This window comes from Pseudomonas sp. S3_E10 (assembly GCF_054667615.1).
Map to the genome: position 1 here is coordinate 1,106,377 of NZ_CP162743.1, position 14,412 is coordinate 1,120,788.

14 protein-coding genes are annotated in these 14,412 nt (G+C 49.3%); all 14 read right to left on the bottom strand.

Going from position 1 to position 14,412, the window contains the following annotated elements:
* Window positions 1-51 precede the first annotated feature (51 nt).
* Window positions 52-1,080: an MraY family glycosyltransferase gene (locus tag AB4N98_RS04815; protein WP_116079478.1), complete on the bottom strand. Its 1,029-nt coding sequence runs from the start codon at window positions 1,078-1,080 to the stop codon at window positions 52-54.
* Window positions 1,077-2,036, bottom strand: coding sequence for a UDP-glucose 4-epimerase family protein (locus AB4N98_RS04820; protein ID WP_135196689.1), 960 nt, complete (start codon window positions 2,034-2,036; stop codon window positions 1,077-1,079). Before AB4N98_RS04820 ends, AB4N98_RS04815 begins: the two co-directional genes overlap by 4 nt.
* Window positions 2,037-2,050: 14 nt before the next feature.
* A complete protein-coding gene (wecB, locus tag AB4N98_RS04825) occupies window positions 2,051-3,178 on the bottom strand; it encodes a non-hydrolyzing UDP-N-acetylglucosamine 2-epimerase (protein WP_017526588.1) in 1,128 nt (375 codons plus the stop codon).
* Window positions 3,171-4,181 carry a polysaccharide biosynthesis protein gene (locus AB4N98_RS04830; RefSeq protein ID WP_017526589.1) on the bottom strand — a complete coding sequence of 337 codons (1,011 nt, stop codon included), beginning with the start codon at window positions 4,179-4,181 and terminating at the stop codon, window positions 3,171-3,173. The genes wecB and AB4N98_RS04830 overlap by 8 nt, the downstream gene beginning before the upstream one ends.
* 13 nt (window positions 4,182-4,194) lie before the next feature.
* Window positions 4,195-5,052: a dTDP-4-dehydrorhamnose reductase family protein gene (locus tag AB4N98_RS04835; RefSeq protein WP_017526590.1), complete on the bottom strand. Its 858-nt coding sequence runs from the start codon at window positions 5,050-5,052 to the stop codon at window positions 4,195-4,197.
* 9 nt (window positions 5,053-5,061) lie between these two features.
* Entirely contained in the window at window positions 5,062-6,297 is a 1,236-nt protein-coding gene (locus tag AB4N98_RS04840) for a glycosyltransferase family 4 protein (RefSeq protein WP_017526591.1), read from the bottom strand.
* Between the two features lies 1 nt (window position 6,298).
* Entirely contained in the window at window positions 6,299-7,510 is a 1,212-nt protein-coding gene (locus tag AB4N98_RS04845) for a glycosyltransferase family 4 protein (protein WP_460149285.1), read from the bottom strand.
* 17 nt (window positions 7,511-7,527) lie between these two features.
* Window positions 7,528-8,643 carry an EpsG family protein gene (locus AB4N98_RS04850; RefSeq protein ID WP_460149286.1) on the bottom strand — a complete coding sequence of 372 codons (1,116 nt, stop codon included), beginning with the start codon at window positions 8,641-8,643 and terminating at the stop codon, window positions 7,528-7,530.
* Entirely contained in the window at window positions 8,643-9,923 is a 1,281-nt protein-coding gene (locus AB4N98_RS04855; protein WP_135196692.1) for an O-antigen translocase, read from the bottom strand. The genes AB4N98_RS04850 and AB4N98_RS04855 overlap by 1 nt, the downstream gene beginning before the upstream one ends.
* The gene (rffA, locus tag AB4N98_RS04860) at window positions 9,907-11,052 is read right to left on the bottom strand and encodes a dTDP-4-amino-4,6-dideoxygalactose transaminase (protein ID WP_460149535.1); all 1,146 of its coding nucleotides are present in this window, start codon (window positions 11,050-11,052) and stop codon (window positions 9,907-9,909) included. The genes AB4N98_RS04855 and rffA overlap by 17 nt, the downstream gene beginning before the upstream one ends.
* A 497-nt stretch (window positions 11,053-11,549) precedes the next feature.
* Window positions 11,550-11,795 (bottom strand): lipopolysaccharide assembly protein LapA domain-containing protein, encoded by a 246-nt coding sequence (locus tag AB4N98_RS04865; RefSeq protein ID WP_017526596.1) that lies wholly within the window; start codon window positions 11,793-11,795, stop codon window positions 11,550-11,552.
* 24 nt (window positions 11,796-11,819) lie between these two features.
* Entirely contained in the window at window positions 11,820-12,116 is a 297-nt protein-coding gene (ihfB, locus tag AB4N98_RS04870) for an integration host factor subunit beta (protein ID WP_003218804.1), read from the bottom strand.
* A 131-nt stretch (window positions 12,117-12,247) separates the two neighbouring features.
* Complete coding sequence (locus AB4N98_RS04875) at window positions 12,248-12,532, bottom strand: hypothetical protein (protein WP_017526597.1); 285 nt, start codon at window positions 12,530-12,532, stop codon at window positions 12,248-12,250.
* A 162-nt stretch (window positions 12,533-12,694) separates the two neighbouring features.
* Window positions 12,695-14,380, bottom strand: a complete 1,686-nt coding sequence (gene rpsA / locus AB4N98_RS04880) for a 30S ribosomal protein S1 (protein WP_016975322.1) — start codon at window positions 14,378-14,380, stop codon at window positions 12,695-12,697.
* Window positions 14,381-14,412: the final 32 nt, after the last annotated feature.

A 14,412-nucleotide genomic window follows, 5' to 3' on the forward strand; every position in this document is an offset into this window, starting at 1 on the left:
TAAAGCCATCCATGAGCCCTTCGAGGCGTTCTGCCCGGCTGCACGTGCGGCTCAGTCAATAACGTCTGATCGCTCAAGTTCTCCAGCATGAAACTTGATCGCCAGGAAGATCAGCGGTAGATAAGCGACAACCAGAGCCCACGTTCCATCCCATCCATATAGAACAACACCGAGTGCAATGGGCAACAACCAAACGATATTAATGGCCGCCACCGCCAACGTCACTGGCAGGTGTCTACCGAACTTGCGTGAAGCAAACTGATAGGCATGACTGCGATGCGCTTCGTAGACCTTATCGCCCCGTAGCAGGCGGCGCACCAGAGTGAACGTTGCATCAACCACAAACACACCCAACAAAATCAACCAGGCCCAGAAAAACGATGATTGAACCCAACCGGCCTGAATCGCAAAACAACCCAAGATAATGCCCAGAAATCCGCTTCCGGCATCCCCCATGAAAATTTTGGCAGGTGGGAAATTCCAAACCAGGAACGCGCTCACCGCAGCAGCTAAGAGCAGCGGTAACCAAATCATGTCCTGATGACCACTCAACGCAAAGAGCAAACAGCCACCAAGGCACGCGCAGATGGCTTCAACACTGGCAATCCCATCTATACCATCCATAAAATTATAGAGGTTGAGCATCCAGACCAGAAACACAGCGGCCAGAATATTCCCGATCAGCCCCAGATGCAGTTCCCAGCCGAACACCGTCAGCGGGCCAAGTCCGTCCATCCAGAACAACGCCCAGATCGCTGATGCGAAATGGCCAGTCAGGCGCCAGCGGGCAGCGATATGGCCATGATCATCCATAAAACCCAGTACGGCTACCAGCGCGCCGGCTCCTCCCATTGCGATCAACGTATGGGCCGAAACCAAATCCAGCCACCCCAAAACAGGAGTCACCGCCAGAAACGCCAGCACGATTGCAACACCACCACCGCGTGGCGTGGGAATCGAATGCGAACTGCGCGCATTCGGGATATCCATAATGCTTCGCGAAAGCGCATAACGCCTAAGTACAGCAGTCATCAAAAATGAGGTTAATGCAACAACAAGAACAATCCACCCTTCACTCATTTCTTTTCATTTTCCATGTAATCCGAGGCAGTGAGCCTCAACGCCTGTTCCACTGACAATGGCGGCGTCCACCCCAGAACGGCACGCGTTTTGGCGATATCAACCTGCAATGAACCACACAACCGTTGAGACAAGCTGCGCTTGCCTAGCATGCGGGCAGCGGCATTCAGTAAAACGGCAGGGACGGGAAGCAGACGCGCCGGCCTTTCCAACGCTGATGCCATCTTGCGTAACAGGGCGGTGGTGGACAAATCTTCGCCATCGCTGACCATAAAGGTCTGGTTGGCAGCCGCCGGATGACTCAGACACAGAACGGTCAGATCAACCAGGTTATCCAACGCTACAAGGCTGCGAGCGTTATGAATGGCGCCAAAAGGCAAAGGTAACCCCTTATGCAGCCAACGCATCATGCTCAGAAAATTAGCTTTCACACCTGGCCCATAAACCAGTACGGGGCGAATGATCACCACCTCCATACCCGTCGTTAGGGCCAACTCCCGAAGGCGCTGCTCGGCTTCCATCTTTGAAACCCCGTAAGGGTCTACCGGGTTGCCTGGCTGATCAGCAGTAAACGGCACACCGGGCTCGGTGCCTTCGCCGTTGACCTTGATCGAGCTGAGAAACACAAAGCGACGTACCCCAGCCTCCGCAGCCTGACGCGCCACGTTAAGCGTGCCTTCGACATTGACCACGCGGAATGCGTGAAGGGGGTTAGCTTCCAAGTCGTTCATGACGTGAACACGAGCGGCGCAATGGACCACTGCGTCCACCCCAGACAGTTCCGCCGAGAAACTCGCCGTTGCAAGGTCCTCGAATCGAACCACCCGCTCGGCCGTTGCGCAGGTAAGATGACGGCCCCTTGCGGCAACAGTGACACGAGTGTCAGCACGAGCGGCTAACACTTGAACCAACCGGCTGCCGACAAATCCCGAAGCTCCAGTGACGAAAATGTGCACGTAAAGCTCCTTGCCTACGACTTAGACCAAACAGTGCGATTAATATAATCAGTATAACTGTGCACAATACGCACGACTTTCTTGGATACAGCACCGCCAAGATAATCATCGACCACCGCAAGCGCCCGCTCGCCACGAACATGTTGCGTGGTGACGATACGCACCGAATCAAGAACGCGCTCGGCTCTCAACCCACACATTATCAGCGTGCCTGCATCCATGCCCTCTGGTCGCTCATGAGCATTGCGGATGGTGACTGCCGGCAAGTTCAGCAACGAGGCTTCTTCGGTGATAGTACCGCTGTCGGACACCACGCAAAACGCCTCCATCTGCAATTTGATGTAGTCGAGCAGGCCAAACGGCTTTACGAAGCGAATCAGTGGATGATCCAGAGACTCGCCCAGTGCCTCAAGGCGCTTGCGGGTGCGAGGGTGAGTAGAGACGATGACCTGATAGTGGTATTCGTCTGCCAGTGCCTTCAGTGAACCGAGCAAATCCTTCAAATTGTCTGGGGTATCAACGTTTTCCTCACGGTGCGCGCTGACAATAAAATATTGCCCCGCGACCAGCCCTTCTCGAACCAGAACATCCGATGCTTCAATTTTGGGCATGTAATGCTGCAAGACTTCCGCCATATGCGACCCGGTCTTGATAATGGTCTCGGGACGCACACCTTCATCCAGTAAATAACGACGTGCATGCTCGGTGAGTACCATATTGATATCACTCAAATGGTCCAGCACTTTGCGGTTGAGTTCCTCGGGTACACGCTGGTCGAAACAGCGATTCCCCGCCTCCATGTGGAATACCGGGATTTTTCGACGTTTGGCGGATATAACCGCCAGACACGTATTCGTATCCCCGTAGAGCAACAGGGCGTCGGGTTTTTCCAACTCAAAAAGCGCGTCTGATTTGGCGATCACCTCTGCAATTGTCTGAGCCGCAGTTTCGCCAACGGCGCCTAAAAAGTGGTCGGGCTTGCGAATGTCCAGCTCGTCAAAAAACACTTGATTAAGCTCATAGTCATAATTCTGGCCCGAGTGAACCAAAATATGCTGAGTCTGTTTATCGAGTTCTGCGATCACCCGACTCATCTTAATAAGTTCCGGGCGAGTACCGACTAGCGTCATGACCTTAAGCATTGAGCTGCTCCTGAATAAACTCCAACTTCAACAACAGCGTTTTAACACCTTCGACGTCCAAACGTTCTGTATTATGGGAGGTGTAATCATCCAACTCGGAAATATGCGTTTCGCCTTCGACAAAGTACTTCTCATAATTCAAGTCGCGATTATCCGCCGGAATCCGATAGTAGCGCCCCATGTCCTCGGCCTTGGCCATTTCCTCCCGCGAAATCAGCGACTCATAAAGTTTCTCACCGTGTCGAGTGCCAATAACTTTAATCGCATTTAAACGCTTGAACAGTTCTTTCAGCGCTTGCGCCAAATCCTCTACCGTAGAGGCCGGAGCCTTTTGCACGAAAATATCGCCTTGCTCGGCAAACTCGAAAGCATGCAACACCAAGTCCACGGAGTCTTCCAGCGACATCAAGAAGCGGGTCATATTGGGATCGGTAACCGTCAATTCGCCGCCTTGTTTCAGCTGATTGACGAACAACGGGATGACCGAACCCCGCGAGGCCATGACATTGCCGTAACGCGTGGAGCAAATAACCGGGCCGCCTTGTGGGATCATTCTGGACTTGGCAACCACCAGCTTTTCCGCCATAGCCTTGGAAATACCCATGGCGTTGATCGGGTACACCGCTTTGTCAGTGCTCAACACCACGACACGTTCTACATTGTTCGCAATGGCCGCGTTGAGCACGTTCTCTGTACCCAGAACGTTGGTTTTGACAGCCTCCATTGGGTAAAACTCACAGGACGGAACCTGCTTGAGTGCCGCCGCGTGAAAGATATAATTGACGCCCACCATGGCTTGGGAAATGCTCGCGTAGTCACGCACATCACCAATATAGAACTTGACTTTGTCATTGCCCAACGCAATGCGCATATCTTCCTGTTTTTTCTCGTCGCGACTGAATACCCGAATTTCTTTTACTTGGGTGTCGAGAAAGCGCTTTAAAACGGTATTACCGAAAGAACCAGTGCCACCGGTAATCATCAAAATTTTGTTATCAAACATAAAACCTCCTAATTTATCGCTGTGCGCGCATAAACTGAATCAGCTCCGGCCATGACGGCGGATTATAACCCACGGCCTCCCGAAAGCGCGTCGAGTCAAGGGAACGATCGATCGCTAATTGGTTATCGGGAATAATATCGATATTTTTCTGGTAGACCTTAGCGATTTCGGTCAGCAGCGTAAATTTATCAATTGGTTTGGCAGAGACGTGATAAAGACCGGATAACTCTGGTTTTGGCAGTACAAACTCAGCGATGATACGAGCCAGCTCTACGGTAGGCACACCGGAAAAAATAGCTTTCGTGAAGCCCTTTACCGAACCTTCCTGGGACAGAAACCAGTCGACCAGAGATGCACTACTTGCTAACTCATGGCCAATAATCGAAGTGCGCAACGTTATCGCATGAGGCTGATCATTCACCTCACCAATGAATTTGGATTTACCGTAAAGGTCCACTGCATCCGACGTATCGGATTCGAGGTACATGCCCTTCGTTCCAGTAAATACGCAGTCGGTACTGATATGAATCAGCCGTGCGTTAATCAATTGGCATAACTTGGACAGGCGATGCGGCAGCATTGAATTGAGCGGCAGCGTCGACAGGGGATCTTTGGCTTGGGCTAATTGCTTGATCAGGCCGACACAGTTGATCACCACGTCAGGACGGTTTTTTTCAAACACCGCTACCAAAGACTCGTAATCCAAAACATCAACATCCGAATAAAAGCAGCACGCATGCTTCTCTTCGAAGTAATTGGCCCCGCCTTTGCCACGCATAGTACCGAAAACGCTATGTGAAGTGTGATTGGAAATGTACTTGAACACGGTACTTCCAAGCATTCCCGTCACGCCCAGCACTAATATTTTCATGATTGATCTCTAAGAGTTGGCAATACGGTTTTCAATAATTTGTACCAATCGATGGCATTGCGTCTTCATTTCGTAATTGTCACAGAAAAACCTGAATGCCGCCGCTCCGTAGGCGGCTCTTTTTTCCGGCGTAGCCTCGTAGAGCGCCTCAATGTTCTTGGCCAGCGCTGCGGCATCCTCTGCTTGCGAACATAAGCCAGCCCCCGCCTGGGCCAAAATCCTGGCCCCTTCGCCATCCAGAGCAGCCAGAATAGGCTTGCCTGCTGCCATATAGGCTTGGATCTTACTGGGTATGGTCAATGCGAATATCTCTTCTCGCTTGAGTGTCACCAGTAACGCCCCACTTTTTGCGAACAATTCGGGCATAGCTGAGGAGGGCAAACGGCCTACGAGTTCCAGATTGTGCAGATGGTGCTGGCGTTTTTGTTCCTGCATCCAATCCAAACGGCTACCACTGCCCACCACGACAATCTTGCAATCCAGGTGCACCAGAGCCTTGGCGGCATCGACAATAGTCTCCAAGGACTGTGCAAACCCAAGGTTCCCGGCAAAGACCACGCAAAAATTCGACAGCAATAACTGGCGGACCTCAAGCGGCACGCCATCAACAGCATTCGCTTGCGTGGCTGCAACGCGGTAAGAGTTGGGGTAGTAGACGAGCTTGTCTTTCGCCACGTACTTGGACGCAGAGGAAATGAACGCTTCAGATTGAACCAAGACCGTGTCCGCCCGTGCGTAGATAAAACGCACCAAGACACCTATTGCCTTCAACAGCATTGGATTTTTGATAAACCCTGTTGCCTTGAGCGTTTCCGGCCACAAATCCTGCACCCAAACCATCAAGTGAGCCTTGCTGGAACGTTTTAACACGATGGCAGGAATAGCTGCTGTAATCGGCGAAACCGCAAAAACGATGATTGCGTCAAATTGCTTACCAGCGTTTTGTTTCGGGAAGTACCTAACGCCATTTGCCACAAAGGAAAGGTAGTTGAGAAGCAAGTTTTTAGCGCCACCTGACTTTCTGGGCCTCAACGGAACCCTATGAACTTTTACTCTGTCCTTGTAGATCTGCTCACTACAAGCAGTGGAGTCATAACCTTTGTAGGTATCGCCTTCGGGATAATTAGGTTGTCCTGTAAAGACTTCAACAGTGTGCCCGAAGCACGCCAACTCCTCGGCAACATCATTGATAATGAAGCTCTCAGGATAAAAATACTGAGTGACAATCGCTATATTCAAAGACATATCATCCCACACTATAAAATCGGGACTTAAGCGCTTTAGGCCCCTGAAGAATAACTGACTTGACAAATGACAACATGGCAACCCAGCGATTAATTGAAATATCAAATACAGGGGTCCGATTAGACAGCTCAACAAACCGCTTTGATGTTTCAACGATATCAAACGATTTGGCTTTTTGCCGATGTTTATCAGAAACTTCGCTGTATCCCTCAGGACTCATACTATGTAACATCTCGATTGTTTCCCGAATCCCTACTCTCACTGTAGTCGCTGACACTTCGTTGTAGGAATACCCTGAGACATCCGAAAATAGACCACACGTCAGCGGTAACTCTATGGATTCAATGCCCACCACCGAAGGAATACCGGCTGCAGATGCTTCAATGATCGTCGTACCAGAGCCCACGAAACAAAACGCGCCGTCGAAAATGCTGGGGAGCTCGGCATACTCCACTTCGCCCATAAAGTGCACATAATCACTGACACCGCATGTCTCAGCCAGCGAGATAAGCGCAGCGTGCTCTGGACCGGCGCCGTAGATAAAATACTCAAAATTTGCACGTTTACGAAGCTCTGACAGCTGTGCGATGACATGCTTATTATAAACTTTAAAATCGACTAAACGGCCTATGGAAACGATGCGCAGAGACGATTGAAGTGGTTGACGAGTACTATAGCTTTCAAAGGATACCCCCAGCGGCAATACATCCAGCGTCGCCACATCGACATTAGAAAGCGCCGCTGCCATCTCCGCGGTTCGCTCATTAGGAAACAGCGTCAAGTGGACGTTTTTATCATACAATTCGAGCATTTTCTTTCTGAAATATATATTTCGACCCCGCCACCAACTGATTTCCATAGAGTGATAGATACCAATACTAAGGAAAGTGAACTTCAACCGCGCCTTATTCAAAAAAACATAAGCCAACGTTAACACGTCCACCACATGAACGACATCGTATATAACCGGATCCTTTGGCACGGGCAACAGCGCATTTATCCAACTGGACGCAGGAAAAAATGGCAGATGTTCTACGATATTGACTGTAGCGTAATTAGACAACTCATTGAACAGGCCTGCGTCATACTTATTCGAAAGTAATGTAACTGTTACATTACACCCGGACTGACTGAGGTATTTAGACAACCTGACAACATAGGTCTCAACGCCACCAATGGCCAAGCCACCCAATACAAGCAAAATATTCTTCATACACTCACCGAGAAAAATTATAAAAAATCAAAAAAAATTTCAGAACCGCCCGTCCACCTTAAATTGCTGCTCAGATTCAAATAAAGTGCACCGAGGGCGTAGACAGCGACAATCAAAAAGCCATTTCTCTTGCCAAAAAGATGCACTGCAATCATAGGCAACAGTATATATTCAAACATTGATATACTCGCGTACCCGCGACCTGCAAGAATTGCAAAGTCGCCCAAGACAATTCGCAAGAACGTCGCGCAATAAAAAACGCAGAAAACGAGATTGAAAGTGGGATAGCTTACCTCCAGCTTTTTCCACCACACCCACCCAGCTATAATCAGAAGTAAATTCTTAATATTGACCATATCAAAAAGTGGCAATGCGTAGCCGTACTTTTCAGTGGTTAGATATGAGTCAATTTTTTCACTGATAAAACTGATGAACGCCATTTGCCGCAACAACCATTTCGAGTCAACAAAGGATGTCATCAAAACAAGAACTACCGTGAGCAACAGATACATCACGCGTGTTGGCCTGAGCATATACAACACGACAGGAACTATAAAAAAAGCCGACGACACGTGTACAGTCATCGCCAGCGCAAGATAAAACGCCAACAGCATATATTGTTTTTTATGAAGATACGTCGCGGCTAAAAATACTATGCCAGAGGCTATCCCCAGACGTATCGCGTTCAAGTCCTTCGCAAGATAAAAATGCGTAAAGTAAATCAGCATACCCAAGGCAAAGTAAGGAGAGAAATACCGAATACTCCTAACATTGAAACTTATCGCCGCCAGTGAACTGACCCCAAATAACATATAAGAGTTTCTCGCTAACGCCGCGAGCGTTGAGAGAAGCATAAAGAAACCGAATTCGATATTAAATGTTGTATAGCTGTAATCACAATAAATATTGCTGCATTCCAAAATTGAAGGAATTTCATGCAGCATTGTCAGGTAAGCAAGATCGTCATTGCCCACACCGGCCACCCTGAAGGTTGCCAATAGGAAAAGCGGCACCCCCATCAGAGCAGAAACAACCGCTTGCGGCAGTTTCTGTTCACCCAGTATGTCCCACGCGGCGACGATGACCAGAAATCCGAATACGAGATACAGCGGGAGAAAAAACTGCATGCCCATCAGTTACGTGCCCAATAAATAAAACCGGCCATCGAAATCATAAAGTATATGATATATGCTAGCATGTAAGCATACATGACACCGTGCACCCCACCCACTTCGCGCCCTACAGTAAATGTCAAGCCGATAAAAAGTAGCGCCTGCAGCACTTCAGCCAAGATATATAGTTTCGTTGCCGCCTTCGCCACCGCGACGAAACCAACAACATAAGCAGAGACTTTAAAAAAATCGCCAATCAACTGATAAATTATATAGCCTTCCAATTCATGAAATTCGGAAGATAATAATGCTGGGATAAAAAAACTACGCCCAAAATAAAGAACACTACCGCCAGCTAAGAAAGCCGCCATTACCAATAGAAGAAATTTCACTACCTGGGCTTTAACCGCTGCTTTATCTTGAGTCGATGACACCAGCGGCATGTAATATGATGCTAAAAAAACGCTGAAAAAACCAATATACGCGCTCGAGAGCTTGATACTCCCTTGCCAAATTCCCGCCTGGGCATAGCCCACCTGCGTTATTAGCGATTCCCTGATGATTATTTCGACCACTGGAAACATTAAGGCGCTGACAAGCAGCATCAATCCGAATCGGGAAAAATTCCTGCCAAGTGTTATATCAAACTTCTGCCACTTGACCATTCTGAAAATCGACATCCTCCTCAGAAAAAACAAAGAAATGAGCGCGGGCATGGTAAACAATGACACCATTGCCATCGCTGCACCAGACACACCCCATGCGGAAATTAACCACCAGATTATGGGGAGCACAAGAATATTGGAAATAACCTGAACGCTGGCGTTTACCTTCAGTTTCCCTAGACCGTTAAAAAAACCGGAGAACAAAATATTGAACGCAAATACAAATTGAGCAAAGGCCAGCACTATAACAATCCAGAAGTCTTCACGCCGCCCGAATATTAGCGTCGAAATTTTTTCTGAAAAAACAAGCAGAAAAACAAACGCCACAAGGCAAAAACCCAAGGCGTAGAATATTGACGTCGAGAACAATTTGTACATTTTAAAATGACTTTCTTTAAACTCCGCGACGTACTTGATTACGCCGTGGCTTATACCGCCCCCTGCCAGCAACACAGCGATAGATACCAAGCTCATGAAATGACCCAGCTTGCCGAGGCCATCCGCCCCCATGTACACGGCGATTAATTTTAGTAAACAGAAGCCAACCAATATCTTTGACGCTTGAGCAGCGCTTGTAAAAAAAGCGCCGATCAGCATACCTCGGTTTGAGCCATCCAACTTACCGGCCGAGGGCATTAACTGCACCTATCACGGAATTGATAACATGCTGGATCTCAGCCTCTGTCATACCATGCCAGACAGGCAAACGAATAAGACGCTCGCTTTCCCTGGTAGTAAAACGGTCTTCACCGTTGAATCGACCGAGCAAAACACCTGCAGGCGCGCTGTGAAGTGGAACATAATGAAAAACCGCCCCCACGCTGGCATCCTTCAAATGGCTGAGAACTGCCCCGCGTGCAGCGATATCTTTTACTTTGATATAAAACATATGCGCATTGGCCACACAGCCATTTGGAATGGTCGGAACTTCAATCAGTTCCGTCGCCGCCAACTCTGCGAAGGCCGTACGGTAGTGCTGCCAAATACTGAGTCTAGAATCATTAATGAGCGTCGCGTATTCTAATTGCCCAAATAAATAAGCGGCCTGCAATTCCCCCGGCAAATAACTACTACCAATATCAACCCATGTATATTTATCAATCATACCTCTAAAGAACTGGCTGCGATTAGTACCCTTTTCCCTAATGATTTCGGCGCGACCAATAAAGCGCTTATCATTGATTAACAACAAACCACCTTCACCGCCACTGGTGTAGTTTTTTGTTTCATGAAAACTATAAGCAGCCAAATGCCCGATGGTCCCTAGCCAACGCCCTTTATAAGTCGACATCATGCCCTGAGCAGCATCTTCCACGACAAACAAGTCATGTCGCTGCGCAATATCCATGATCACATCCATGTCACAGGCAACACCGGCATAATGAACGGGCACAATCGCCTTAGTTTTTGTAGTGATCGCCGCTTCGATAAGCGTTTCATCAATATTCATTGTGTCTGGCCGAATATCTACAAAAACAATCTTCGCGCCTCGAAGTACAAATGCGTTAGCAGTACTTACAAAGGTATAGCTTGGCATGATGACTTCGTCACCCGGCTGTATATCTATCAAGATAGCAGCCATTTCGAGCGCTTGAGTGCACGAAGGTGTCAATAACGCTTTTTCACAAGAGAATGTTTTCTCAAACCAACGCTGACAACCAATGGTAAACTCACCGTCACCAGACATCTTGGCACTGCGCATGGCACGTATTACATATTGATCTTCGTTACCCGTATAGGGTGGTTTATTAAATGGAATCTGCATCGCGCTCACCGTAAAATTCTTTTGCTTACTGGGCTTAAGCCAAATATTGCTTAAAGACAAGACCCGCAAATAGAATTGATCGCGAGCCGATTAATTGCTGCCTCGGCATTTGTTCGAACACAAAACTGGAGGAGTTTTCACACAGATATGAGGGTATTCACAGTAGCAGATCGCCGGCCGAATCCCGCCTAACTACTAGCACTGAAAACGCAAGACGCCAGCTATCGTTGATGGGCTGCATTTTACCCGATAACCGGTGCGCTTTGAACCTTGACGTGGCGCTTTTATAACGCCAACCCTAGGCAATCTATCCGCAACTGACTGATTTTTATGAAGAAAATCCTAAGTTCAAGGTATCGATTAACTCGACTGAGCAAGAGGAAGGGCGCGCTTTCAGTAGAGCCCCTCCAAATAATGCGGGCCTCACTTGACGATTACCCGGAAGGAAAATAGCCCCCTACACAACCCATAGGGAGAAGCGGTCGCGAGGAGGAACTTTATCCGCGCGCAGCCGACGCTCGCTTATTACGGCGGACACTGGCTGCCAATACGCAAAAAAAGGGACCTATCAACAACCCGACGATTAGCGCAGCGACGACATAAACGGCCACTGGCAGTTGCATGGTGGCCCACCCCAGGAACGAAAGAGAGACGCCTTGTTGGTTCTCCAACACAAAAGCTGCAACCATCAGTGCAACAGCTAGCACTACCAACATCAGAAAAACACGTTTAATCCCACGCATGACTTACTCCCACCCTAACGCCACTCAGACGCCTTCTTCCTCATCTTCATTCACCCGATCCCGCAGTTCCTTCCCCGGCTTGAAATGAGGCACAAATTTCCCATCCAGACTTACCGACTGCCCAGTCTTAGGATTGCGCCCTACCCGTGGCGCACGATAGTGCAGCGAAAAACTCCCAAATCCACGGATCTCAATCCGATCCCCGGTAGCCAGGCACTGGGACATTTGCTCAAGCATGGTCTTAATAGCCAACTCCACATCCTTGGATGAGAGCAGCCCTTGATGGGTGACAATTCGTTCGATCAACTCCGACTTCGTCATATTTTTCCCTTCTTTTTCAAGCAGCTAGGAAAAGCGCTTCGAAGGTTTTAGCATGACTTGATGAATTTGAACAGCCCATGCATAAACTTATCTGCTGGTTAAATAAACACCTGAATAGAACACAAAACCTCTCAATTGCATATGACGAGCATCTTGCGAGTAACCGCGCCGGCGGGGTTCCAGCCGAACAGGTAGTCGCCCTCCTCATCCTTGGCGTCGCTGGATCGAGTGATGACCTTATAGCCCTGCATCTTGCATTCACGAGCGGCGCGCCTCTCGCACTTATCCCAGCCGTTGCCAAGACCGGAGCAGTCGACCTCTATGCCGCTGACGCCGCGCCTGGCGTGAGTTTTGGCGCTGGTGACTGAGCAGCCTGCAAGCATTACCACTGCGAATATTACGATAAGCTTGTTCATTGAAATCCTTATTAAAACAACAACAAAACGGGTAACGCTTTTACCAAGACTATAGTCAGTTCTGACCCCGAGCTAAATGCCTTGGTTCTCGCTTGTTGATTCAACAAATTGCAGGCACAAAAAAGGGCGACCGAAGTCGCCCTTTTTACAGCCTTACAGAACTTAGTTCTGCTTAGCCATAGCTTCGCGCAGCAGGGAGGCCATAGTGGTCTCGCCTTGTGCAGCTTCCGGAGCCGATTTCAGGCTCTGGATTGCTTCTTTCTCTTCCACTTCGTCTTTGGACTTGATGGAGAGCTGGATTACACGGCTCTTGCGGTCAACGCTGATGATCTTGGCTTCTACTTCCTGACCTTCTTTCAGAACGTTGCGCGCGTCTTCAACGCGATCACGGCTGATTTCGGAGGCTTTCAGAGTCGCTTCGATATCGTCGGCCAGAACGATGATGGCGCCTTTAGCGTCAACTTCTTTCACAGTGCCTTTAACGATGGCGCCCTTGTCGTTCTCTTGAACGTACTCGGAGAACGGATCGCTTTCCAGTTGCTTGATGCCCAGGGAGATGCGCTCGCGCTCTGGGTCAACCGACAGGATAACGGTGTCCAGCTCGTCGCCCTTCTTGAAACGACGAACAGCTTCTTCGCCAACTTCGTTCCAGGAGATGTCGGACAGGTGAACCAGGCCGTCGATGCCGCCGTCCAGACCAATGAAGATACCGAAATCGGTGATCGACTTGATGGTGCCGGAGATTTTATCGCCCTTGTTGAACTGGCCAGAGAAATCTTCCCATGGGTTAGATTTGCACTGCTTGATGCCCAGGGAGATACGACGACGCTCTTCGTCGATGTCCAGAACCATAACTTCCACTTCGTCGCCGACTTGTACGACTTTCGAAGGGTGGATGTTCTTGTTGGTCCAGTCCATTTCGGAAACGTGTACCAGGCCTTCCACGCCTTCTTCCAGCTCAGCGAAGCAGCCGTAGTCGGTCAGGTTGGTTACACGCGCGGTAACGCGAGTGCTTTCTGGATAACGGGCTTTGATAGCAACCCATGGATCTTCACCCAGTTGCTTCAGGCCCAGGGAAACACGGTTGCGTTCGCGATCGTATTTCAGAACCTTGACATCGATCTCGTCGCCAACGTTGACGATTTCGGAAGGATGCTTGATCCGCTTCCAAGCCATGTCGGTAATGTGCAGCAGGCCATCGACGCCACCCAGATCGACGAATGCGCCGTAATCGGTGAGGTTCTTGACGATACCTTTGACTTGTTGGCCTTCCTGCAGGGATTCCAGCAGAGCTTCACGCTCGGCGGAGTTTTCTGCTTCCAGGACGCTGCGACGGGAAACGACAACGTTGTTGCGCTTCTGGTCGAGTTTGATGACCTTGAATTCGAGTTCCTTGCCTTCCAGGTGCGTGGTGTCGCGCACTGGACGAACATCGACCAAAGAACCTGGCAGGAACGCACGGATGCCGTTAACGTCGACAGTGAAGCCGCCTTTAACCTTACCGTTGATAACGCCCTTGACCACTTCTTCAGCTGCGAAGGCTGCTTCGAGAACAATCCAGCATTCAGCGCGCTTGGCTTTTTCACGGGACAGCTTGGTTTCACCGAAACCGTCTTCAACCGAGTCCAGAGCAACGTGAACTTCGTCACCGACATTGATTGTCAGATCGCCAGCATCGTTGTAGAACTGTTCCAGCGGGATCAGAGCTTCAGACTTCAGACCAGCGTGAACGGTTACCCAGCGAGCTTGGTAATCGATATCAACGATAACACCGGTGATGATGGAGCCTGCCTGAAGGTTCAGGGTTTTTAGGCTTTCTTCAAAGAGTTCCGCAAAGCTTTCGCTCATTTTAATTCCTGTTGATAAGGGCGAAGAATACG